Origin of the sequence: Rhizobium gallicum bv. gallicum R602sp, assembly GCF_000816845.1 — a bacterium.
Lineage (GTDB): Bacteria > Pseudomonadota > Alphaproteobacteria > Rhizobiales > Rhizobiaceae > Rhizobium > Rhizobium gallicum.
Genome location: NZ_CP006880.1, coordinates 575,514 through 596,836, shown reverse-complemented (window position 1 = coordinate 596,836; position 21,323 = coordinate 575,514). Strand labels below are relative to the sequence as shown.

The following is a 21,323-nucleotide window of genomic DNA, read 5'->3' as shown; positions in this document are numbered from 1 at the left end:
GGTATCACTATATTATCGGCGGTCCACGCTTTGCAGACCCCAGGCAACGTTCTAAAATCCCGGTAAAAGCTCGAGACGATCGAGATCGGCCATCGCCTCATAGGGTTCGCCAATTGCCGCCGATATCACGGAGACCGGATGCTGACGACACGTCGAATGCTGGTGCAGGCCTCCCTAGCTGTGATGGCCGCAATAAATTACCCGCCGCTCTTGGCACATTCCCAGGATCAGCGGCCTGTCGCGCGCCGCGTCCCTTCGACGGGGGAGACGGTTCCCTCCGTCGGACTTGGGACTTGGATCACCTTCAATGTCGGCGAGGATCCGACGCTTAGGGACGAATGCGCAGACGTCATGGCAGCTTTCTTCGAGGCTGGCGGACGCGTGATCGACTCTTCGCCCATGTACGGATCATCGCAGCCAGTCGTCGGCCATGGCCTGCAAAAGCTCGGGCAGCCGGCGGCGCTTTTTTCGGCGGAGAAGGTCTGGACGTCCTCGGGCGCTGACGGTCCAAGCCAGATTGAGCAATCCCGCCGTCTCTGGGATGTGCCGCGCTTCGACCTCATTCAGGTCCATAACCTCCTTGCCTGGGAGGCGCATCTGCAAACCCTGTTCGCAATGAAGGCGGCCGGCTCCGTGCGCTATGTCGGGATTACGACCTCCGAAGGGCGCCGTCATGATCTTCTTGAACAGATCATGCGGCACGAAGCCATCGATTTTGTGCAACTCTCCTATAATATCGTCGATCGTGAGGCGGAAGAGCGGATCCTGCCGCTGGCGGCGGAACGTGGAATTGCCGTGATCATCAACCGGCCCTTCCGGCAAGGCGCGCTGACTAGCCGGCTCGACGGCGAACCTATGCCCGAATGGGCGGCCGAACTGGGTGCATCGAGTTGGGCCCAGTTACTCCTGAAGTTCATTCTCTCGCACCCGGCCGTTACCGTCGCGATCCCAGCAACAACCCGTGTCGACCACGTGCGTGAGAACGTCGCGGCGGCGACAGGCCCCTTGCCAGACGCCGCCACTCGCGAGCGCATTGCAGCCCACGTGCAGGATCTTTGATGTCGGAATGGTGGACCTACAGCCTTGAGGATTTTCTGCTCTTTTCGCCACGCGTCTACTGGCGGATGTTCGAGTTGCACAATGCGATCCTGTGGCCGCTACAGGCGCTCACACTGGCTTTCGGCTTTGCCATGGTTGTCCTTATCGTGCGACAGTCTTCTGGCGCCGGGCGCTTCGTCGCGCTCGTTCTCGCGATCCTTTGGGCCCTCGTTGGATGGTCTTTCCTATGGAACCGTTACGCGACCATTAACTGGACCGCCGCCTACGTCGCACCCGCATTTGCCGTTGAGGCCCTGCTGCTCTTCGTCGTCGGCACGCTGCTTAACGGTCTTGTCTTTTGCCGGCGCGGACCCGCCGCCTGGACGGGATATGCGCTTCTCGCCTTCGCGCTCGCCGGGCAGCCGCTGCTTGCGCCGCTGCAGGGACGGGTCTGGAGCTCGTCCGAGATCTTTGGCGTCGCGCCCGATCCGACAGCGATCGGCACGTTGGGCTTCCTGCTTCTTGCCCGCAGCAAGTTCTTACCTCTGCTCCTTCCGATCCCCCTCCTCTGGTGTTTCTCGAGCGGCCTAACCCTCTGGAGCATGGGAGCGCCGGAGGCATGGGCATCTTTTGCGGCCGTAGCGCTCACGCTTGCAGCCTGCATGGGAGCGATCATCGACCAGCGACAACCGGCCGCGTGATTATTTTGATGCCGCCGCGTGAAGGAAGGCGCTCGCCGGCACCGCCCGCCAGCAGAGAGCGCCTTCTGCAAGCCTTTGCCGCAAAAGCTATGCGGAGATGTTGGCGCGATCCTCTCGGTGGGCGGATCGTCGATGGTGATATCTCTGCCATTTAGGCCAGCCGGTTTGTCCGGGCAACCGCCAGGAGATATGTAGGCTCACGAACCGTCGAATCGCTCAAGCATCCTTGCAAGCTGGACATTCTGCAAATGCAGCTTTTGCGCCAATTGGCTTCTCAATTGCCTGATCTCCTCGTCCAGGCGTGCCACCTCATCGAAGAAACCTTCTCGAGGGGGCGAGGATTGCGCGCTTTGATCGCTATTTGCAGTGGCAATGCTCCCCGAAACCATGTCGGCGCGGGTTCTCTTCGGGCGGCGTTCTGGCCGCTTTGTCCGCTGTGTTCGTGGAGATTTTTTACTTGGCTTGCTTTCCGGCACCAGCGCATGCGCATCGCTACCGGGTCGGCTAATCTCATGACGAGCGGGCCTCTGGACCTCTTCAACATCGTTTGGCGGTGAGATTGCCTGGGGAACATCTAGATCGCTGTCGGGTTCATCTGAAGTCGTCGTTGCCACTAGATCAACAGCAGGATTCTCATTGTGGCCAGGACGACCGGATACTTCCGTTGAGTCTGACGAAAGCGCCGACGCGTGTCGTACGCCGCTTTCGCTCGCCTCGGTATCATTCCCAACCGAACTCTCTCGTGTTTCTGTCGGCCGTCTTCGCGACGCTAACTGAGCAAGGAATTTCCATGGTGTTTTCATAGTGCTTCAACCTCGAGCAATCCGCAGCAGGGCGTTGCCGCAGCTTTAGATTCGGGCTCGCGACTGAGGCCGGCGAGTTTCTCCGCCGTCGATCCCCCAATCGCTCCTACCCTGGTCGATCAGACGAGCCCGAGCCGCTTGCGCAGATCGGTATTTTCCGCGCGAAGCTTATCTGCCAGGGTTTTGCGAAGTCTTTTGTTCTCTTCTTCAAGCCGAGCAAGATCTGCCATCTCATCGAGAGCTGGCAGCGGCGCCTTGGCTGATTGCGCAATTTGCTTTGTTGTCCGCTTTCTACTGGTGTTCTTGATGGCGTCCTTGCTCGTGCTCTTGCCAGTGACTTGCGTTTCTTGGGGCGTCAGCTTTGCCTGCCCGGCTCCTGGACCACGCTTCTTGCGATCACTCGGCAGCTGCGCAGTCTTCCCAAGTGATGCAGCTACCGTTGCTCCGGCGGATGCCTTCTGGCCCCGTAGTGCGCGCGGCTTTTTAGGCGCCGGCACTTTTGCCGTTGGGTCCGTCTCTGCGACTTCGGTAATGGAGCCCGTATTGTTCTCGTCAGCCATCAGTTATCTCCCTCTGTAGCCAAGAGTTCTTTTGGGCTGAGTGAAAGACGGAGTCAACATGAGCGCGCCATGGATAGCTCACGCTGAGACGCGGCGCCAACGCTCGTATAAGCAGATTGGCGAAGCAGATGACGCTCCCGCGCTCGCCTTGGCGTATTCGAATCACGGACGGCGATCTGAATTGAGCTGAGTAACGCCGCCTGCAGCGTTGCCCTCAAATAGTTTGATCGAGGTTTCGAATTCGGTGTACCCGGCTGCCAATAGCTTGAGCCGGTATTGCGTATGCGGCGGGAACGGGGCTTAGACCTCTTTCGACGCAGGAGAGGTGCGGTCGAGCTTGCCCTCTTCGGCCTTGTAGAAATATTGGCTGGCAATCAGCCATCCCTTGAGAGGCCGCAAGGGCGGGATACAGGTAGCCAGCATAAAAGGACCGGTGACCAGCAGATGGACCCACAAGGGCGCGCTGTACTGGACCTCGAGCCACACGCCGAGCAGGACACTCGGCACGCAAGCGAAGCAGATGACGAAAAATGCTGGACCGTCCGCCGGATCGGCGAAACCGTAGTCGAGGCCGCAGACTTCGCATTCGGGCCTTATTTTCAGAAAGCCGTTGAAAATGTGCCCCTGGCCGCAGCGCGGGCATCGTCCTTTGAGCCCGGTTGTCGTCGGCGGAATTGGTGGCCACTCCGTTTGCATGACGAACGATCCTTACAGTGCGCATGCGTCTATGCATGCATTGAATGAATTTATTGACTGCATTCAATATAAGTACATTTGTCGAATTGGTACGATATGGCATATTGCCGCGGAGCTCCAACTTCGGATCAATTGAGAGGCGGACCAAACTAGAAGAACGACGCCGCGAGTTCAGGCGAGCTTTCAAGGGCGTGTCCCATGAATTCAAGACTAACCCGCAGTTTTTCGCGATCGACAGGACCTCCAAGGCAGACGCGCACCGCTTCCAGCGCCTGACCTTCGACCGTAAATGCATCGCTGGCAACGACGCCAATGCCCGCGGCGCGCATGTGGCTGCCGAAGGTCGAGCGCGTCCAGCCGTTCGTCAGCGGCAGCCAGATGTTGAAGCTGATGGGATCGCCACAATAGCTACCTGGCTGAAGGATGGCTGCAACCAGTTCCTGGCGTGCCGCTGCCTCCTGGCGGATGAATCGAAGGATGGCATCGGCGGTGCCATCCTCGATCCACCGCGTGGCAAGCGCCATATTGAGTGGCGACGCCATGACATTGTTGGTACGCATGGCACTGACGAAGGGCCAGATCGCCTTGGTATCAGGTGCAACGACATAGGCCAGCCGGAGCCCGGCGCCGATACATTTGGCCAAGCCGCCGATGTGCCAGGTGAGGTCCGGGGCCATCGCCGCCAACGGCGGCGGCGCATGCAGCGGAATGAAGCCATAGGCGTCATCCTCGATGATCGGGACGTGATATTTGCGCGCCACCGCGCAAATCTCTTCGCGCCGCCGCTCTGGGATCGTCAAGGTAAGCGGGTTCTGCAGGGTTGGGTTGAGATAAATTCCCTTGGGTTTCACTCTCTCGCAGGCTTCGGCAAAGGCGTCGGGCAAAATGCCGTCAGCGTCCATCGGCAAGCCCGATAGATTGAGACGCAGCTGCGCCGCAATCGAGCGGATGCCGGGATAGGTGATGCGTTCCGATAGGATGGTTTCAGAGGGCTTTGCCAGCAGGCCGCAAATCGCCAGCAGCGCCGGGTGAGCGCCGGGCGTCACAAAAATACGCTCCTGCGAAGGGACAAGGCCTCGACGGCTGAGCCAGGCGGCGGCAGCCTCCTTGTCCATGCTAGAACCGCCAAATCCCTGATAGCGCAAAAGCGGGATAAGGTTGGAAGCCACCGCCGAGATTCCCTCGCGCATCCGCGTGATCAATTCCGGATCGGTTGGCTCCGGCGGCATATTCATCGAAAGGTCGATCGCAGACGTACGGCGCGGATCGAGAACGGCGTCGGACCCAAAGCTCCGGCGCTCCTTGTCGGCCCCGCCGGTGACGAACGTGCCGCGGCCAACGTGCGAATCCACCAGTCCGCGCTTCTGCGCCTCGGCATAACCACGCGCGACGGTCGTGAAATCGATATCCAGATGTTTCGCCAACTCGCGCTGCGGCGGCAGACGATCACCGATGGCCAGATGACCGCTGCGCAAATCCATCTCGATAAGGTCGGCGATGGCCATGTAGCGTGGGCTGTTGCTGCGGCTGAGGTCGGGTAGCCAGTCTTTCATCGGAATATCGCCATGTCCTTCTTTCATCGACATTGACTGTATATTGTTGCAACCACCTTCTGTCACGAAGAATGTCTCAAGCTCCGATGCGAGTGTCGACCAGTTTACCCACTCAAGCGATTGGCGTGCGAGCGCAGAGCCATCCGGCCGCCACGGCTTACAAAAATGGCCTTTGCTGAGCGCGGCCACGATCGGCGTCGGCGACATCTGATCTTGCCAGAACACTTATATGAAAGCCGCCCAGCGGAGCGGCTTTCAGGTGCGCGATGATTGCGATCAGGCGTGGCGGGCCCCGCGTGAAATCGCTCCATCGAGATTGGCGATCTGATGCTCTATCACGTGATAATGAAACGTAGATATCATGCCGTCGCTCAGAGCCATCTGGATGGCTTGTCCGTGGATCGCGGCTTCTTGCGAACGGAGATCACGAACTTCAGCGGCGCTGAGCAGCCTTCGGCTTCTGTCAGCCGCGATACGGCCATCGGCGGCACGGATCTCAGAAAGTATGGCGTCCAATCGGCTGTCGGGGATGAACATCGGCATTGGATCCACGAGCGGGTCATCGTCGCCGGGCTCGGTCCGAGCCCAATGATCGCGACGATCATGCTCGCCGGCGCGCACACCGTGTGAATTGCGGGAAGCATGGGACGCAGCGAAGGCGGTTGCTAGTGGGACAGATATAAGGATGGCGGTGAGCGCCGTCTTAACGATCAAAGAGCGCATTTTGCATCTCCCGAATTTGGAGGACGATTGTCTTTTCATCCTCCCGTGTGCAGTGTCGTCCAGTTCCGTCGTGTCGCGGTGGTCACTCATCGCCGGCGGTTCTCGACCTGCAGCGAGACAGGATAGATCCCCGTCGGTGAGACCTGTAATTAACAAAAGATAATTTTTGCCGCTTCTGGACGTTCCGCAATCCAGCCTATCTTTGCGTCATGGCGGCGGGAGCGTGGCGGAGAGTGGCGATAGCTCTGCACGCCGTGGAGACATGACCAAAAGTGCCCTCCTGACGCGGACTCGTCGCGAGATGGTGCCCGATCTCAACCGGCACTCGCTCCAGCATTTCGATGTCCATCAGATCTGGACTCATGCCGACTATGGTGTCGCAACGGCTTCACAGCGCGAGTTCGCAAAGCCGATAGCACAAAGTGTTTAGGTTCTTCGGTAGGCCGGCCATGCCTGAACCTGGTGCCGACCGCTGACATGCCGAGCGGCTGGAGGCCCGGACTATGGTTAAGTACATCGCCTCATTTCCTCGCCGATCCATGATCGGAAATGCTTCACCTGGATCTTAGTGGCACTAGAGGAGGCCGTCAGCACCGTGTAGCAGTAGGACGATGGAACGAACAGATCGGCAGCCATAACAAGTCTGCCCGCCAAAATGTCGTCAGACGCGATCGCTGCAGATACCAGTGCCACCCCGTCACCGGAAACCGCCGCCTGGACGAGCAATCCAGCATGGCTAAAGGCTCGGGTGAAAGACAACGTCTTCCCAAGCATGCCCCGCGCTTCCAGCAATAGCATCCAAGGGTGCGTTGAACCTTCATAGATTATCGGAAGGCCATCTATGTCATCGATCAAGAGGTCCGGGCGCCCCGACCTTTCAAGAAGGCTTGGGCTCGCGACCATCACCAAGCGATCCGGGAACGTCAAGTCGTCTGCCACATGCGGTTCATACCTGGCATGTCGTACCACGACGTCGCATTTGCCCGACTTCAACGGTACCGGTTCATCTGTCGCCTCCAGCCTAAAGTCGACCTCTGGATAGGCGAGGTTGAAGCGCGGAATTCTTGGGATGAGCCATTTCATTGCGAATGAATGAGTCGTCGAAACCCGTAGCACCCGGTCGCCGGCGCCATCAGCAAGGTCGTTTATTTTCTGGTCGAGTAGCAGAAGTGCCTTGGCAATGGTCTCGGCAAGTTCTTTACCCTTATCGGTAATCGTCACGCCGCGCGGGTGACGCTCGAACAGGGAAAAGCCCAGCGTTTGTTCAAGAGTCTTGATCTGCTGGCTCACGGCAGCCGGTGTCTTATGAAGCTCAAGCGAGGCAAGCTTGAAGCTCTGCCAGCGCGCGGCGCATTCGAAATCAATAAGTCCCGCCAGGCTGCGCATTTGTCAGTCCATAAGACATAGAAATTCTTATTCACTGGCTTAGTATTTGTCGGTTGCGCAGTCAATGGATGCATGGGAATCAAGGATTAATTCAGGAGCTAGGAACCACCATGCAAAAAAATGCCTTAGTCATTGGCGGAACCCGTTTTTTCGGCCGGCTGTTGGTAAGGCGGCTTCTCGAAGCTGGCCTCAACGTAACCGTGGCGACCCGAGGAATCACCTCGGACGACTTCGGGACCACCGTTAGCCGCGTCACGGTGGATCGGCGCGACGAAGATGCCATGGACCGTGCCTTCGCTGGAAGAGGAGACTATGACGTCATCTTCGACCAGATGTGCTACAGTCCGCTCGACGCTCGGATATCGGAATCTGTCTTCGCCGGGAGAGTGGGCCGTTACATCATGGCGTCGACCATCGAGGTCTACGCGCAATTGCTTTGGGCCAAAAAAGCTCCGTTCGACGAAAATCTCATCGATCTAGGCAACGAGCGCGCAAATCCCGATTTTCCCTGGCGCGACGAGACATACTCCGAAAGCCTCTACGGGCAAGCCAAACGCGCTGCTGAGGTTTGGTTTCATCAGTCTGGCATACTGCCGGTGGTCAGCGTTCGGATCGGGCATATTCTGTCTGGGCCGGACGATTTCACCGGCCGGCTTCGAAGCTATGTTGATCGTGTAGCCAGCGGCCGACCGCTCTTTTATTCGATCAACAACGGCAAGAGTTCGTTTTTCAATCCCGCCGGAATTGCCGACTTTCTTTACTGGGCTGGGCAGCATACCTTTACTGGTGCGATCAATGCATGCGCGAACGGCACGTTGACGGCTCTGGAGATACATCAAGCCGTCGCATCAGTCATGGGAAGAGAGGCAAAAGCGGAGGCCATGACCGGGATTAGCCGCGCCGCAGTACTCAGTCCATATGACTTCCCGGCCGATTACGCGATGTCGAGCGCGAGGGCTATTTCTCTCGGCTACGAAGCGCCAGATGTTTCCCAGTGGTTGCCCGGTGTAATTGCCGCACACCTCGAGCGCGGACGGTAGGCCCAGCATGTTCGCAATGGAAACGATCGCTTCGTTCGTGCTTGCCTCTAGCCTCGTAATCCTCGTGCCAGGCCCAGCAACCTTCTTTGTCATGGGACAGGCCGGACGGGGCATGGGCGCCGCCGCCGGAGGCATTGCGGGAATTGTCGTTGGTGACATAGTCCTTATTACATGTGCTGGCCTAGGTTTTGCGGCCCTCGTCGCCCAATGGCCCTTTCTAATTGATGCAATCAAGGTCCTTGGATCAGCTTATGTAGCCTATATCGGAATAGGGCTGATCAGGCAGTCGTTGAGTTCCCAGGGCAGCATGGACAAAAGCGGTCAAGTTCTTCCGCCTCGGCACCAATTTGCCAAGGGAATTGCGCTGACGCTTTCCAATCCCAAACCGATCATATTTTTCGCAGGCTTCTTTCCCGCATTTTTACCGCTCGGCCAGCAGCCAACCTTATTCGGATTCTATGCGTTGGGCGCGATTTTTCAGATAGTTAACCTATGCTACTTTGCTGCATTGACGCTCTTGGTCCGGCTCTTCAGCCGGAGCCTCTCAAGGGCCGTTTTCCAGGGATCGCCCCTCAATCTGCTGAGCGGCATCGCCTTGCTCGTTTGCAGTGGCATCCTCCTCGCTACCCTTCTGTGAGCTGAAGCACGTTGGACGAAGTGAGAGATCCGATGCGCGAATGCACTCACAGCCTGGTGGAATACGCAAGACTTGCATAATTGCATCTCAGCGACGCTGTATGTGCAGATGAACGCTTCGAACCCGTCGGCTGGGAGGATGGGGCTCTTCGACCTAAAGTTCGGCCGCGCACATCGCGGCCGATCATCGTTAGTATCCCGTCATTTCCAAATAGCCATGCCCCCCAGCACTTCCGTTGAATGAAATTGGACCTTCCCAATAGGGCGTGGTAGTCGCCATCCATGCATGGTCGTTCAAAGGACTAGTCGTGACGTCGAAGCCGCGCTCGGGAATCCGGACGCGCCATGCAACCGGGACATTCCGGTCGCCGACGCGTGCTGTTCGCAAAGGGGTTATCTGCAGCGATCCAGGCGGCAGAGGGGTAGGCTTGCCATCCGACGAAATCCAGTTCGCCGACATGTAGCCGCCGCGACCGTCGCGGAGCCGAAACGCCATGACCTTTTCGCCGGAATCCAGGTGGAGCGAAAACCACTCCCATCCAGTCTGATCCTTAGCGAGGGGCTGCGAAGACCATTCCCGATCAAGCCATGCCTTGCCGCTGACCCGAACGGTCTTGCCGTCAATGTCGAGAGAACCCGACACCTTATAGAACGGCTGCGAATAATAGTAGCTCGCCTGTCTTTCGGCCGACTTCACCGAATAACCTTGGTCTCCCTGCAGTACGAGAGGACCGCTGGCCGAGAGTTCGAGCGTGTAGGCGAAACCTTTTCCGGTCGCGTGCAGGCTAACCTTGTCTAGCTGGTCGGCGCCCGGTTTGGGCAGGCCTTTCATTTCCCAATCATCGATCCAGGCAGAAAAGGGTACGGCCACGACACCTGCTTGGCCGACCCCTCCGCGAGCGAGTTTTTCAGCCAAGAGATGCCGATCTTTCGCGGTGATCGCGGCATGGCCCATCCAGACTTGAGGATCGGACCAGCCGCCCTCGGTCTTCGGCGCCAGGGCGGCGCGGAACAGCGTCCATTGTACGCCGTACTGCGTCCCCTCCTCACTCTCAAGGTTTGCAGTGATGTACCACCATTCGATGCGGAATTCAGGATGGGGGCCGTGATCTGCCGGAAAGCGGAGTTGTATGCCGGGGCGTGGAACAGCGAAGCCCTCGGCGGTCGAGCCCAGTCCGGCAAACCCTTGCGAAATAGCGGCGGCAGGAACGGAGATTGCCGTGGCTACGGAAACAAGGACGACCAGAAGACCTCTAGCGTTCATTGGCAAACACCCTCAGCAAATCCGATGGCGCGACCGTCGCCAGCCGTCGGAGTGGAATAAAGACAGACAGGATCGCCGCAGCCAGCGCCACCAGCCCCAGGACGAGCCAGTCCATCGGAAACATCCGCAACGGCAGCCGCCAGCCGAACGCCTCGACATTGACAATCGACAGCAGCACCCAGGCAAGCGCAAGGCCGACAGGGACCGCGGCAACGAAAGTCGCAAGCCACAACGCCAGAGTCCGCAGCACTTCGAGCAAGGCAAGATCGCGCCGCCTGATTCCCATCGCCCAGACAGGTGCGAGCTGCGGCAGCCGAATGCCCGACAAGGTCAGCAGGCTGGAGAACATCGCAAAACCTGCAACGCCGAGGGTGAAGAGATTGAGCATTCCGGTCACGGCAAACGTCTGGTCGAAGACCGCCTGAGATTGCCGTTTCAGGGAGGCCTGGTCGATGATGTTTTCGGAAGGCAGACCGAATTCGGTCGTCAAGCGTTCCTTCAGCACCGGGGCGTCGGCAGGCGGAACACGCACGCCATACCTCAGCTTTGGAACGTCAGTGTAATGTGCCGTCAGGGCTTCGACACCGACGATGACCTGGCCTTTTGGATTGCCATAGTCGGAATAGACCCCAACGACCGGGAGTTTCCATTCGCCGGGCAAGACCAGGCTATCGCCAATTGCGAGCCCCTTGCGACGCCAGAGCTGCTCGTTGATGAGCGCCCCTTGCCCTGCGGCGACCTCGTCCCAGACATTGATCGTGCCCGACAGGAGCGGCCAGTTGTTGCGATAGGTCGGATCGCCGGCTGCCGCGCCGAAGATCTGCAGCCTCTCTCCGAGCACCTCACCTTCGACGCTCCAGATGGGAAGAACCGACATCGACTGGTCCAGCAGCCATGTCCGCAGGCGCATAGCTTCGTTCTCTTCTCGCGCGGTGACGTAAAGCTCCGCCGCCAGCCGTTGGTCGAGCCAGCCGATGAAAGTCAGGCGGAAGCTGGAGACCATCGTGCCGACACCGACATTGGCGGCGAGCGCCAGCAGCAGTGCCATCAGGGCCAGGCTAAGCCCGGGCAGCTGTTGCCGCGTATCGGCCCAGAACCACGTGACGAGCACGCGTGACGAGTTTCTCTGCATGATGGCAAGAAACGCCGACAGCATGCCCGGCAGCATCAGGGCCGCTCCGAGCAAGAGGCACGCCAGGACCGCAAAGCCTGCGATCAGCCCGTGTCCGACACTCGCCAAAGTGGCCGATGTGATCAGCAGAGCCAACCCGCTCAAAAGCTGCAGTCGGATACCGATTGCCGTCGCACGGGCCCAGGCACGAGGTTGCGCTGCAGCCAGCAACGGCATGCGCCCGACCCGCCAAAGGCTTTGTGCCGACGACACGATCGTTCCGCCGATCGCTATTCCCAGCCCGGTTGCCCACCATTCCGGCCGGATGGTCAGTGTACCCGGGACGCTCGCTCCATACAGCCCCTGAAGCGTTACCGCCACACCGGGGAGCAACAGGGAGGCCACGAAATACCCGATCACGACGCCGATAAGCCCCGAAAGGAAGGCCAGCGCCAGAAGCTCGGTCATCAGCAGGAGGTTCAGGGACGACATGGAAAGCCCGAGAGAGCGCAAGGTCCGAAAGGTCGCTCTGCGCTGCTCGAACGCCAGGCCGATCGTCGCATAGACGATGAACAGACCGACGGCAAACGCGAGGAAACCGAATGCCGTGAGGTTGAGGTGGAAGCTGTCGGTGAGCTGGGCGACATCCGGCCGGTCGCCGGGTGGCTTTAATGCGACCTCGGGTGCGAGAGTGTCAAGCGAAGGCAGATTCGGCCGCTGTTCCGGCGCAACGACGAGACGGCTCAACTCACCGTGTTTTTCAAGAACCTGCTCGGCGACGGCGATATCGGTGAGCGCGGCTCCGTCCGGCAGGTCCGGCGACACCTCGACCTGCATCTGCGTCTGCCCCTCAAGCCTCAAGGCGGTCGCCTTGGAAACCACGAGGGTACCCGGATCCACCATGAAGCCAGCCAGGCCATCCCTTTCTCCGGGCTTAAAGCCCTGCGCTTGCGCTGGCATCGTCAACGGATCACCGCCGATAAGCCGCACACGGACATTTCCGAAGCGATGGTCGCCTTCGATAATGGGCGAGACATTCCAGCCTGCCCTTCTCAATTTGGAATACGTGCTTAGGGGAACGGAATGGCCGTTGCTCGGTACGAGTTGCGCCAGTTCGTTCTGGTCGAGCACGGAGGCTGCCCGCGCATAACTCGCCCGTGCCTCTGCGTTGATCGCCTGGACACCCGACCACAGCGCAGTTGCTAACGAAAGACCAAGTATAAGCGTAACAAGCTGAAGAGGCCGACGCCGCCAATGCGAAACGAGAGCGCTTGCGGCGGTCCAGAGCATCAGGCGATCCTTCCGCCGCTGAGATGAACGCTGCGGTCGAGCATCTGTGCCAGCCTCGAAGAATGCGTCACCATCAACAGCGCAGCACCTGCACTCTTCGTCAGCGACAGCATGATGCCGATCACCGCGTCCCCGGTCGCTTCGTCGAGATTGCCGGTCGGTTCGTCGGCGAGAACCAGGGGCGGCCGCGCGGCAAGCGTTCTGCCGATCGCCACCCTCTGCTGCTGGCCGCCGGAAAGCTGCTCGGGGTATCGGGCGAGAAGTGCCTCGATGCCAAGATTTTCCACGAGCTGCCGCTCCCAGGTAGGATTATGTCGGCCAGCAAGCTTTGCATGAAAGGAAATGTTGGCCGCGACGTCGAGCGACGGAATCAGGTTGAACTGCTGAAACACCAAGCCGACCGCCGAACGTCGATACCGGGCCCTTTCCCGATCATCCAGAGCGGCAATATCTCGGCCCGCTGAGAGGATCTGCCCGACATCGGGATAGTCAAGCCCGCCGACAAGGTGAAGCAGGGTGCTTTTCCCGCTTCCCGACTCCCCGGTCAACGCGACGCTTTCGCCAGCATTGAGATCGAAATCGATGCCTTTCAGGATCTCAAGAGGTCCTTCTGCGGTCAAATAGGATTTTCTGACATTGCGGAGTGAGAGCAGCATCTGGGTTCGGGATCGATAAAGATGTCAGAGTATTTAGGCATAACCGTCGGCTTTGTAACCGTTCTTGCATGGCAATTTTGGGCAGGCAGCAGCAATACTCGGCGCCGGCGCGATCTGCCCTCGAAGCAGCTGTGCGTGTTTGATCCCGCCGGGACGCCCAAGGGCCTGCGCAAGCTTGTTGGATCTGATCATCGCGAATCGGCCCGATGAGTTCCGCTGCGCCGCCATGATGGCCGCCGGCAAGATCAGGGCAAGCCAGTTGCTTTCGTAAACCTGCATCCCTTCGGCGCCATGCTTCGGGCGTCGCCGCCGGTGGAGTAGATATGAACGGGCTGTCTGCAGGCGCCACGGCTCTTGAGGACGTTAACGTCGACACACGCCAGGTGGGCACCTTTACGCCGCAAAGACCATTGATGCCATGAAGCTGAGCAGAACCGCGGTTGTGACGATCGTCGCCGATGCGAGCAGCAACCCAATCAGAGTGACGAGGCCGTCGCCCTCCATCATGGCAACCGCCAGGATCACCAGCGACAACACCGGCAGCACGTTGCCAAAGGGGATCGGCAGGGCAATCACCACGGCGAGCAGGAAGATGGGGAGGCCGAGCAAGGCCTGCGCTGTCGGACCGGTGAGGACCTCTATCCGATCGGCGCGCACAACCTTCTCAACCCTTGCGATCATCGGCACCGAGTGACGGACGATAAGATCAAGCGTCGCGAACGAAACATGACGGTTTCTGACGATGGCAGGCAACCACACAGTTCGACGGCCCGCGCTGATCTGGAGCGAAACCAGTGCAAGCGTCGTGCCGAACACCATGCCGAACGGGCCAGGTATCGGCGTCAGGGCCGGGATTGCCAGAAACAGGACCGTGAAAGCGATGCCGGCCGGCCCCATGGATTCCAAAGCCTCGCCGATGGAGAGGCCGCCTTTCGCCCTGGCGAATTCCAGCATCTTCCTCAGTTGCGCGGAGGCCACTCCGCGCGACTGTTTGTGCCCGTCTTGTTCGAACATCTTACTCAAGCCATTTCAAACCGGAACCGCCCATTACGCATTCTCGCCGGCATCGCCTAGAACGCGAAGGAAAGCTGCGCATTGCGGGTCTTGGTTATCGAGAAGCTCCGCCGGCGATGTACGACCGATCGCAAGGTTGACGACAGTAGCCGCCGCCCAGCCGTAGTCGCCGGCGGCGCGTTCGATCAGCTGCGGGCCTTGAGACGTGAGGCAGGCCTGGGACTGGCGAACGATCTCCACGGGAAGCTTCGCGCGCTCGGCTTGTTCCACTATCTGAGCCTGTAGCGGATCGACGACGAGAACGGCAAAAATCCAGCCGATGAAATCCGAGAACATATCTATTTCCTTTCCTGTTCGGTAGCTAACGGTGTTCCTATGAGCAGCGCCGATCATGCAAGCTGCTGCTGATCCCGCGTCTTGAGGAGGCTCCAGACCACCCCGGCGGCGATGATGGCGAAGGTGATGCCGAGCGACAGCGCGGCCGGGAACTTTTCAAGACCGAGAAGATCGGCGACGAAGACCTTCGAGCCGATGAAGATCAGGACGACGGCAAGCGCAGGCTTCAGATAACGGAAGCGATGGATCATCGCCGCGAGGGCGAAATAGAGGGCTCTAAGACCGAAGATCGCGAATATGTTCGAGGTGTAGACGATGAACGGATCCGTTGTGATTGCGAAAATCGCAGGGACCGAATCCACTGCGAAGATGACGTCCGCCACCTCGACCATCACGAGCGCCATGAAGAGCGGTGTGATGAACCAGGTCATCTTACCCGTCTTGGCATTTGCCTTTTTGACGAAAAAGCGCTCGCCGTGATGTTCGTCGGTGACGTTGAAGCGGTTGCGCATGAAGCGCACGAGCACATTCTTCGAGACGTCAGGCTCAGCAACCTCGATGACGAGCATTTTGATGCCAGTCACGATGAGGAACGCGGCGAAGATGTATAGAATCCAGGCAAATTCGGCGACAAGCGTCGCGCCAACGCCGATCATGATGGCACGCAACACGATGACACCAAGAATGCCCCAGAAAAGCACACGGTGCTGGTAGATGCGCGGCACGGCAAAGAAGGAGAAGATCAGAGCGATGACGAAGACGTTGTCAAGCGCAAGCGTCTTTTCTACGACAAAGCCCGTCATGTAGGCAAGGCCAGCGTCAGAGCCGAGATACCACCACACCAAGCCGCCGAACGCAACGCCCAGTGCGATATAGAGAGCGGAAAGCTTTACGCTTTCACGGACGCCGATCTCCTTGTTCTGCTTATGGAGAAGACCGAGGTCGAACGACAAAACGGCGATGACAAGGGCGAAAAAGCTCGACCACATCCAGAGCGGCGTTCCCAGCCACTCGACAAGCAAAAACGAGAGATCCAAAGATAATCCCCTATCGGCACTGGTTGTCGGAAAACGGTCCGACATCGCAAGAGTGCCGAGGCACTCGCCAGAGGGGCCCGGACCAACGGGTTAGCCCGCAGATGGGGATTCACTTTTCGGTCGTCAAGGGCAGCCTGAACTCGCCTCGTCCATCGGCAAACATGCCAGATATTTTTGACGCAACGTCGCGACCGCTGACAACTTCGTCTTCCCGCACAAGTGATCCTTGCGTTTGTTGGTTGCGACCTCCTAAGTAACGATCAGAACGAAACCGATGCAGAACAGCCACAACTCGATCACGGTCATTTAACAGGAACGCAGTTTTCTGTTGTGGCCAATTCAAAATCTGATTTACTGACACTTCGCTGTTTGGCTTTGAGGGGGATATTGCCGATGGTGTGGACCCGCAGGGATGTGTTACTTGGTGGTTTGGCTTTACTTGGCACCGGCGCGGTGCAAGAACCGGCACTCGCCCAGGCGTCTTCCTATTTTGCCGGAACCGCCGTTGACAATGGCGTGACGTTCCGAAAGACCAACTTCGCCAAGATCGATAAGCGGTGGCACCGCCAGGTTGTCAAATATTTCAGCAGCGAGCCGATCGGCACCGTTGTTGTCGATACAAGGCACCATTTTCTCTACGTGATCATGGAGAACAAGACAGCCATCCGCTACGGCGTCGGCGTCGGCCGCGAGGGCTTCAAATGGTTTGGCCGGGCCACGATTGATCGTAAATCGCTTTGGCCGCGCTGGACGCCGCCGCCGGAGATGCGCAAGCGCCATCCCGAACTGCCCGAATTTGTGGCGGGAGGCTCACCGAAAAATCCACTCGGCCCCCGCGCCATGTACCTGCTTCGCGACGGCGTCGACACCGGTTATCGCTTTCACGGCACGCTGGAGCCCGGGAGCATAGGCAAGGACGCCTCCAGCGGCTGTATCCGCATGTTCAACGAAGACGCCATCGATCTTTACCAGCGTTGCCCGATCGGCACCGCTGTGCAGGTACTGCCGCATATTGCCGATCAGGCTGAAAATGCCGCTCAGGTTGGCGAAACAGCCCCGGTCCAATAAGGAATATCATCCAGATGTCTGCTACCATCGGATACACGAGGAGCGTTATTGCCGCGGCCATGCTCTTGGTGCTCGCCGCCTGCACCACCACCCATATCGCCTCAATGGAAGAACCTGCCGCGGCGCCGATGACCGGTCAGACCAACGATCCCGCGCCAGGTTTCGACAACATAACGGCTGGCAGCGAAGAGGATTTCATCCTCAATGCCGGTCGACGGATCTACTTCACACAGGACTCCGCCACGCTCGATTCCGTCGCCATGGCGACGTTGGATAACCAAGCCACTTGGCTCAACAAGAACCCGAATTGGCTGGTCAAATTGCAAGGATTTGCCGACGATTCCGGTTCCGCGTCCAAAATGGTGGCGCTGTCGCAGAAGCGCGCCGATGCGGCAATGGCCTATCTCGCCTCCAAGGGCGTGGACGCCAGGCGCATGTGGGCCAAAGGTTACGGCAAGGACCGCGAAGTCCGCGATTGCGCGGAGCGCTCGTGCAAGGTGCAGAACCGGCGCGTTGTCTCCAATCTTCGCACCCAGCGCGATGATGAAGGAGCTTGACAACGGACCGGGCCTTTTGGCGCTTCTCACCTGCTCCGTTCTGGGATCACAAAAGAATGACCGCCCGTGGCAAGCAAGTCGAAATACCGTTCTGGATGGACAGGTCGTCCGGCGGACCGGATGCCTTTGAAACGAATCCAATCCGAGGTCGTTTTCGAATTAACAGCGCGAATTTCGCCTGTGGTCGTCATGTATTCCAAAGTGTGTTCGCGCCTGCGGCGCCGAACAATGCAAAAGGCTGACTGTTTTCAGATTGCCGCCAGAACACGATTTGAGACGGTCAATTATCCCCCCGCCCGCGGGGTCTGGCGGAGCGACCACGCTGTAAACTGCAGACATCGGCAACTTTAGCCCGTGGGGTAGTATCTCTTGGATCGACAGTTCAATCAGGCGAGAACGGCAACGGGGTCGCCGGGAATTCTTCTCGAAAATCGTGCGAACCATCAGCGACCGCCCATAATGGGAAGAAGCCATCGATCGCTGCGGCGAGTTCAGGTTCGAGCCCGCCTGCGATTCCTGTCGCGCGGGCTGTCATGCAATCCATCAAGCCACTCCTGCACCTCCGCCTCAGCCCGCTCCAGAGCGCTGTAGTTCAGGAGTTTGCGCAGGAAAGCGACCGCAACGGCGCGGGCGCGGAGATTGAAGCGGCCGTCCTCGTGGTCGTCGCCGGCGGTCTGGTAGACGTCCAGCTTGTCGTAGAGCTGCTGCAAGCGGTTCTGCACGCTGCGCAACGACAGGCCCCGACGCTTGGCGATGGCCCGGTCCGTGAGGCCCAGCGCGATGTCGACGAGGATCTCGTATTCGGAATCGGTGAAGCCGTTCGTCTGGCCGAGGCTCTTCTGCTGCAGGCCCCGCACCTCGCGGTCGATGACGCACTGGCTCTCGATGAAGATCGAGCGCAGCGCAAGCTTCAGCCGCTCGTCGGAGGCGGATTTGAGCACATAGCCATAGGCGGCGCCGTCCGGCACGATGCGGGAGACGCCGCGCACATAGGCCTCGTCCGAGTAATTCGACCAGAACAGGATGCGGGTTTCCGGCCGCTCCTTCCAGATCGTGCGCGCCGCCTCGATGCCGTTGCGGCTCGCCATCTGCAAGTCCATGACGATATGCGCCGACTTGTGGTCGCGGGCGAGCTTCTCGCCGACGGTTCCGTTTTCCGCCTCGATCACCGTGTCGCATTCCGGCAGGGCAGCGTTGACCGCCTCGTGCAGATAGGACCGGTGCAGCGGGTCGTCCTCGACGATGAGAACCTTCATCGTGCCCTTCTCCTCAGTTTGACTCGCTCGCCGGGTCGTGCGGCACGAGCGGCAGCACGACGCGCACCACAGTCCCGCGATTGTTGTGGCCGGGCCCGGTCGTGAAGCGCGCCGAGATGAGCCGCGCACGGGTCTTCATGTTGTCGATGCCTCCGCCGATCCGTCCCCGCGTCTTGGCGAGCCCGGTCCCGTCGTCGGAGATTTCGATCGACAGCCGGTCGTCGTCGGCCTCGAGCCGAACCATGACGGCCAGCGGGGCGGCATGTCGCACCGCATTGTTGATCGCCTCCTGCGCGATACGGAACAGCGCGACGCTGACAGTCGGCTCCAGTCGCTCCAGTGCGCCGTGCGTCTCGTCGACAAGGCCCCATTCGATGCCCGATCCAGTATCGCGGGTCGATCGGTCCAGATGATGCTCGATCGCTTGGGCGAGGCCAAAGAGCTGGAGCACGGAGGGTTTTGCCTGCTCGATGATTTGCCGCAGATCCTGCATGCAATGCTGGAGGGAACGGGAGATGGGCTCGAGCGCCTCTTGCGCCACCTCGGCATTGCGCGACAGCCGATCGATCCGGCGGGCGAGCCGCGTCAGGTCGGCGAGCGTCTGGTCGTGCAGGTCCATGCCGATCCGTTGGCGTTCCTGCTCCAGTGCTTCGGTCAGCTTCAACGCGCCTTGTCGCAAGCCCTCCTCGCGCGCGCGGGCCTCCGCCTCCACGATGGCTGAGCGCTGCGCCTGCTCGGCCGCCTGCAGCGCGAAGAAATAGGGCGTCAGCAGGTCGGCGATGATGCGGGCGCGTTCGATATCCTCCATGGTATAGACATCCGCCCTTTGCGACGAACACGACAGCGCCGCGATGATCGTGCCCTGTACCTTCATCGGTACATGCAAGCGGCTCCTCAGCGACTGTTCGACGATCGGCCGCTTGAACGCGCCCTCGAAATGGAAACGCGGGTCCGTCATGGCGTCGTCCGCCAGGAGAAAGTCCACCTCGCCCCAGAGCAGCGAGCGGATGGGACTGTTGACCACCGGCGCGCCGGCAAGGTCGCCCCAGGCAGTCTCGATGCCCGTCTCGTAGGCCGTGTGGTAGTTGCCGCCCTCAAGGAGAACACAGACATCGAGATGATCGTGCGGGATGATATGGGCAACCTCGGCCGCGACTGAACGGATGGCCGAGCGGAAGTCGAGCTGGCCCGCGAGCAGCCGGGAAATGCCGAGATAGTGGTCGAACATGGCTGCGGGTGCGAGATGCAGCATTGTCATTTCCTCCCCGAGACGGCAGCAGGCTCCTCAACCCGCCGCGATCGCTTCGCAGTAAGCCTCGCGGAAGCGCCGCCGTCTTGCGGAAACCCGCAGCTTGTTGCGCAAAACCCGCAAACGACTTGCCGCCTTGCCCCTATACAGGCCGGTCGATCTCCCGCATCCTGCCCTTACTGAGAGGAGGATGCTCAGTGCAAGAACAATTTTCACTCGAACCCATTTTGGGCAGACAGGAGTGAAGCGATCCGCTGACCGGCGCGATCATGAGGGAGAGAGACATGACAATCCGTAAGATGCTTCTGGCATCGGCCGCTATAGCTTGCGCCGCGATGCCCGTTTCCGCCTTTGCCGAGACGTCGGCAAAGAAGATCGCCCTGTCCAACAACTATGCTGGCAACTCGTGGCGTCAAGCCATGCTGACGAGTTGGGGAAAGGTGACTGGCGAAGCCGTGAAGAGTGGCGTCGTTGCCGCAGCCGACGCTTTCACCACCGCCGAGAACCAGGCGACGGAACAGGCCGCGCAGATCCAGAACATGATCCTGCAGGGCTATGACGCAATCGTGCTGAACGCCGCCTCGCCGACGGCGCTAAACGGCGCAGTCAAGGAAGCCTGCGACGCCGGCATCACCGTCGTTTCCTTCGACGGCATCGTCACAGAACCCTGTGCCTGGCGCATCGCCGTCGACTTCAAGGAAATGGGCCGCAGCCAGGTGGAGTACTTGTCGAAGAAACTCCCAGACGGCGGCAACTTGCTCGAGATCCGCGGCCTTGCCGGTGTCTTCGTCGACGATGAGATCTCGGCGGGCATCCATGAGGGCGCCAAGCAGTTTCCGCAGTTCAAGGTGGTCGGCTCCGTTCATGGAGACTGGGCGCAGGACGTGGCGCAGAAAGCTGTTGCCGGCATCCTGCCAAGCCTACCCGACATCGTCGGCGTGGTGACGCAGGGCGGCGACGGTTATGGCGCGGCCCAGGCGATTGCCGCGACCGACCGGAAGATGCCGATCATTATCATGGGCAACCGCGAAGACGAACTGAAGTGGTGGAAAGAGCAGAAGGACGCGAAGGGCTACGAGACCATGTCCGTATCCATTGCGCCGGGCGTCTCCACGCTCGCCTTCTGGGTCGCCCAGCAGATCCTCGACGGCAAGGAGGTCAAGAAGGACCTCGTCGTACCCTTCCTGCGCATCGACCAGGACAATCTCGAAACGAACCTCGCCAATACCCAGGCCGGCGGCGTCGCCAATGTCGAATACACGCAGGAAGATGCAGTCAAGGTCATCGAGTCGGCAAAGTAAATCTCCCAGCGACTGCCGCGCGGCCGCAAATGGCAGCGTGGCATTCTT

General features: G+C 59.7%; 21 protein-coding genes. 8 read left to right on the top strand and 13 right to left on the bottom strand.

Annotated elements, in window-relative coordinates:
• Nucleotides 1-138: 138 nt before the first annotated feature.
• Nucleotides 139-1,059, top strand: a complete 921-nt coding sequence (locus RGR602_RS26095) for an aldo/keto reductase (protein WP_203226235.1) — start codon at nucleotides 139-141, stop codon at nucleotides 1,057-1,059.
• The gene (locus tag RGR602_RS26090) at nucleotides 1,059-1,739 is read left to right on the top strand and encodes a DUF6064 family protein (RefSeq protein ID WP_040114929.1); all 681 of its coding nucleotides are present in this window, start codon (nucleotides 1,059-1,061) and stop codon (nucleotides 1,737-1,739) included. Before RGR602_RS26095 ends, RGR602_RS26090 begins: the two co-directional genes overlap by 1 nt.
• Nucleotides 1,740-1,936: 197 nt before the next feature.
• Here RGR602_RS26090 and RGR602_RS37675 read toward each other — a convergent pair whose 3' ends face one another.
• From RGR602_RS37675 to RGR602_RS26070, 4 genes are all read right to left on the bottom strand, one after another.
• Nucleotides 1,937-2,542 (bottom strand): hypothetical protein, encoded by a 606-nt coding sequence (locus RGR602_RS37675; protein WP_040114928.1) that lies wholly within the window; start codon nucleotides 2,540-2,542, stop codon nucleotides 1,937-1,939.
• A 119-nt stretch (nucleotides 2,543-2,661) separates the two neighbouring features.
• Nucleotides 2,662-3,102 carry a SyrB-like regulator gene (locus RGR602_RS26080; protein WP_040114927.1) on the bottom strand — a complete coding sequence of 147 codons (441 nt, stop codon included), beginning with the start codon at nucleotides 3,100-3,102 and terminating at the stop codon, nucleotides 2,662-2,664.
• 300 nt (nucleotides 3,103-3,402) lie between these two features.
• A complete protein-coding gene (locus RGR602_RS26075) occupies nucleotides 3,403-3,798 on the bottom strand; it encodes a DUF983 domain-containing protein (RefSeq protein ID WP_040114926.1) in 396 nt (131 codons plus the stop codon).
• 149 nt (nucleotides 3,799-3,947) lie between these two features.
• On the bottom strand, nucleotides 3,948-5,351 hold the full coding sequence (locus tag RGR602_RS26070) for an aminotransferase-like domain-containing protein (protein WP_040116485.1): 1,404 nt from the start codon (nucleotides 5,349-5,351) through the stop codon (nucleotides 3,948-3,950).
• A 345-nt stretch (nucleotides 5,352-5,696) separates the two neighbouring features.
• Between RGR602_RS26070 and RGR602_RS26065 the strand changes: the two genes are divergently transcribed.
• On the top strand, nucleotides 5,697-5,981 hold the full coding sequence (locus tag RGR602_RS26065; protein ID WP_203226234.1) for a hypothetical protein: 285 nt from the start codon (nucleotides 5,697-5,699) through the stop codon (nucleotides 5,979-5,981).
• A gap of 600 nt (nucleotides 5,982-6,581) precedes the next feature.
• Here RGR602_RS26065 and RGR602_RS26060 read toward each other — a convergent pair.
• The gene (locus RGR602_RS26060) at nucleotides 6,582-7,460 is read right to left on the bottom strand and encodes a LysR substrate-binding domain-containing protein (RefSeq protein ID WP_040114924.1); all 879 of its coding nucleotides are present in this window, start codon (nucleotides 7,458-7,460) and stop codon (nucleotides 6,582-6,584) included.
• A gap of 110 nt (nucleotides 7,461-7,570) precedes the next feature.
• Between RGR602_RS26060 and RGR602_RS26055 the strand changes: the two genes are divergently transcribed.
• A complete protein-coding gene (locus tag RGR602_RS26055) occupies nucleotides 7,571-8,500 on the top strand; it encodes an NAD-dependent epimerase/dehydratase family protein (RefSeq protein ID WP_040114923.1) in 930 nt (309 codons plus the stop codon).
• 7 nt (nucleotides 8,501-8,507) lie between these two features.
• Complete coding sequence (locus RGR602_RS26050) at nucleotides 8,508-9,137, top strand: LysE family translocator (protein WP_040114922.1); 630 nt, start codon at nucleotides 8,508-8,510, stop codon at nucleotides 9,135-9,137.
• 189 nt (nucleotides 9,138-9,326) lie between these two features.
• On the opposite strand, the gene RGR602_RS26045 is transcribed toward RGR602_RS26050, so the two are convergent.
• The 6 genes from RGR602_RS26045 to RGR602_RS26015 all read right to left on the bottom strand — a co-directional run bounded on the left by RGR602_RS26045 (nucleotide 9,327) and on the right by RGR602_RS26015 (nucleotide 15,844).
• Nucleotides 9,327-10,400 (bottom strand): lipocalin-like domain-containing protein, encoded by a 1,074-nt coding sequence (locus RGR602_RS26045; protein WP_040114921.1) that lies wholly within the window; start codon nucleotides 10,398-10,400, stop codon nucleotides 9,327-9,329.
• Complete coding sequence (locus RGR602_RS26040) at nucleotides 10,390-12,801, bottom strand: ABC transporter permease (protein ID WP_040114920.1); 2,412 nt, start codon at nucleotides 12,799-12,801, stop codon at nucleotides 10,390-10,392. The genes RGR602_RS26045 and RGR602_RS26040 overlap by 11 nt, the downstream gene beginning before the upstream one ends.
• On the bottom strand, nucleotides 12,801-13,457 hold the full coding sequence (locus RGR602_RS26035; RefSeq protein WP_040114919.1) for an ABC transporter ATP-binding protein: 657 nt from the start codon (nucleotides 13,455-13,457) through the stop codon (nucleotides 12,801-12,803). Before RGR602_RS26035 ends, RGR602_RS26040 begins: the two co-directional genes overlap by 1 nt.
• Before the next feature lie 393 nt (nucleotides 13,458-13,850).
• On the bottom strand, nucleotides 13,851-14,471 hold the full coding sequence (locus tag RGR602_RS26025) for an exopolysaccharide biosynthesis protein (RefSeq protein WP_040114917.1): 621 nt from the start codon (nucleotides 14,469-14,471) through the stop codon (nucleotides 13,851-13,853).
• A gap of 33 nt (nucleotides 14,472-14,504) precedes the next feature.
• A complete protein-coding gene (locus tag RGR602_RS26020) occupies nucleotides 14,505-14,807 on the bottom strand; it encodes a hypothetical protein (RefSeq protein WP_040114916.1) in 303 nt (100 codons plus the stop codon).
• 53 nt (nucleotides 14,808-14,860) lie between these two features.
• Entirely contained in the window at nucleotides 14,861-15,844 is a 984-nt protein-coding gene (locus RGR602_RS26015) for a TerC family protein (protein ID WP_040114915.1), read from the bottom strand.
• 393 nt (nucleotides 15,845-16,237) lie between these two features.
• Between RGR602_RS26015 and RGR602_RS26010 the strand changes: the two genes are divergently transcribed.
• On the top strand, nucleotides 16,238-16,912 hold the full coding sequence (locus RGR602_RS26010) for a L,D-transpeptidase (protein WP_040114914.1): 675 nt from the start codon (nucleotides 16,238-16,240) through the stop codon (nucleotides 16,910-16,912).
• 14 nt (nucleotides 16,913-16,926) lie between these two features.
• Nucleotides 16,927-17,469 (top strand): OmpA family protein, encoded by a 543-nt coding sequence (locus tag RGR602_RS26005; protein WP_040114913.1) that lies wholly within the window; start codon nucleotides 16,927-16,929, stop codon nucleotides 17,467-17,469.
• 491 nt (nucleotides 17,470-17,960) lie between these two features.
• Here the strand turns inward: RGR602_RS26005 and RGR602_RS26000 are convergent, their stop codons facing one another.
• The gene (locus RGR602_RS26000) at nucleotides 17,961-18,725 is read right to left on the bottom strand and encodes a response regulator transcription factor (RefSeq protein ID WP_052451762.1); all 765 of its coding nucleotides are present in this window, start codon (nucleotides 18,723-18,725) and stop codon (nucleotides 17,961-17,963) included.
• 13 nt (nucleotides 18,726-18,738) lie between these two features.
• A complete protein-coding gene (locus tag RGR602_RS25995; RefSeq protein ID WP_040114912.1) occupies nucleotides 18,739-19,977 on the bottom strand; it encodes a GAF domain-containing sensor histidine kinase in 1,239 nt (412 codons plus the stop codon).
• A gap of 281 nt (nucleotides 19,978-20,258) precedes the next feature.
• On the opposite strand from RGR602_RS25995, the gene RGR602_RS25990 reads away from it, so the two are divergent.
• Complete coding sequence (locus RGR602_RS25990) at nucleotides 20,259-21,275, top strand: ABC transporter substrate-binding protein (protein WP_040114911.1); 1,017 nt, start codon at nucleotides 20,259-20,261, stop codon at nucleotides 21,273-21,275.
• Nucleotides 21,276-21,323: the final 48 nt, after the last annotated feature.

What these genes read in the sequence shown, in the direction of transcription:
- RGR602_RS26095 (WP_203226235.1), top strand. Translation starts at nt 139, where the DNA reads ATGCTGACGACACGTCGAATGCTGGTGCAGGCCTCCCTAGCTGTGATG.
- RGR602_RS26090 (WP_040114929.1), top strand. Translation starts at nt 1,059, where the DNA reads ATGTCGGAATGGTGGACCTACAGCCTTGAGGATTTTCTGCTCTTTTCG.
- RGR602_RS37675 (WP_040114928.1), bottom strand. Translation starts at nt 2,542, where the DNA reads ATGAAAACACCATGGAAATTCCTTGCTCAGTTAGCGTCGCGAAGACGG.
- RGR602_RS26080 (WP_040114927.1), bottom strand. Translation starts at nt 3,102, where the DNA reads ATGGCTGACGAGAACAATACGGGCTCCATTACCGAAGTCGCAGAGACG.
- RGR602_RS26075 (WP_040114926.1), bottom strand. Translation starts at nt 3,798, where the DNA reads ATGCAAACGGAGTGGCCACCAATTCCGCCGACGACAACCGGGCTCAAA.
- RGR602_RS26070 (WP_040116485.1), bottom strand. Translation starts at nt 5,351, where the DNA reads ATGAAAGACTGGCTACCCGACCTCAGCCGCAGCAACAGCCCACGCTAC.
- RGR602_RS26065 (WP_203226234.1), top strand. Translation starts at nt 5,697, where the DNA reads ATGAAACGTAGATATCATGCCGTCGCTCAGAGCCATCTGGATGGCTTG.
- RGR602_RS26060 (WP_040114924.1), bottom strand. Translation starts at nt 7,460, where the DNA reads ATGCGCAGCCTGGCGGGACTTATTGATTTCGAATGCGCCGCGCGCTGG.
- RGR602_RS26055 (WP_040114923.1), top strand. Translation starts at nt 7,571, where the DNA reads ATGCAAAAAAATGCCTTAGTCATTGGCGGAACCCGTTTTTTCGGCCGG.
- RGR602_RS26050 (WP_040114922.1), top strand. Translation starts at nt 8,508, where the DNA reads ATGTTCGCAATGGAAACGATCGCTTCGTTCGTGCTTGCCTCTAGCCTC.
- RGR602_RS26045 (WP_040114921.1), bottom strand. Translation starts at nt 10,400, where the DNA reads ATGAACGCTAGAGGTCTTCTGGTCGTCCTTGTTTCCGTAGCCACGGCA.
- RGR602_RS26040 (WP_040114920.1), bottom strand. Translation starts at nt 12,801, where the DNA reads ATGCTCTGGACCGCCGCAAGCGCTCTCGTTTCGCATTGGCGGCGTCGG.
- RGR602_RS26035 (WP_040114919.1), bottom strand. Translation starts at nt 13,457, where the DNA reads ATGCTGCTCTCACTCCGCAATGTCAGAAAATCCTATTTGACCGCAGAA.
- RGR602_RS26025 (WP_040114917.1), bottom strand. Translation starts at nt 14,471, where the DNA reads ATGTTCGAACAAGACGGGCACAAACAGTCGCGCGGAGTGGCCTCCGCG.
- RGR602_RS26020 (WP_040114916.1), bottom strand. Translation starts at nt 14,807, where the DNA reads ATGTTCTCGGATTTCATCGGCTGGATTTTTGCCGTTCTCGTCGTCGAT.
- RGR602_RS26010 (WP_040114914.1), top strand. Translation starts at nt 16,238, where the DNA reads ATGGTGTGGACCCGCAGGGATGTGTTACTTGGTGGTTTGGCTTTACTT.
- RGR602_RS26005 (WP_040114913.1), top strand. Translation starts at nt 16,927, where the DNA reads ATGTCTGCTACCATCGGATACACGAGGAGCGTTATTGCCGCGGCCATG.
- RGR602_RS26000 (WP_052451762.1), bottom strand. Translation starts at nt 18,725, where the DNA reads ATGAAGGTTCTCATCGTCGAGGACGACCCGCTGCACCGGTCCTATCTG.
- RGR602_RS25995 (WP_040114912.1), bottom strand. Translation starts at nt 19,977, where the DNA reads ATGCTGCATCTCGCACCCGCAGCCATGTTCGACCACTATCTCGGCATT.
- RGR602_RS25990 (WP_040114911.1), top strand. Translation starts at nt 20,259, where the DNA reads ATGACAATCCGTAAGATGCTTCTGGCATCGGCCGCTATAGCTTGCGCC.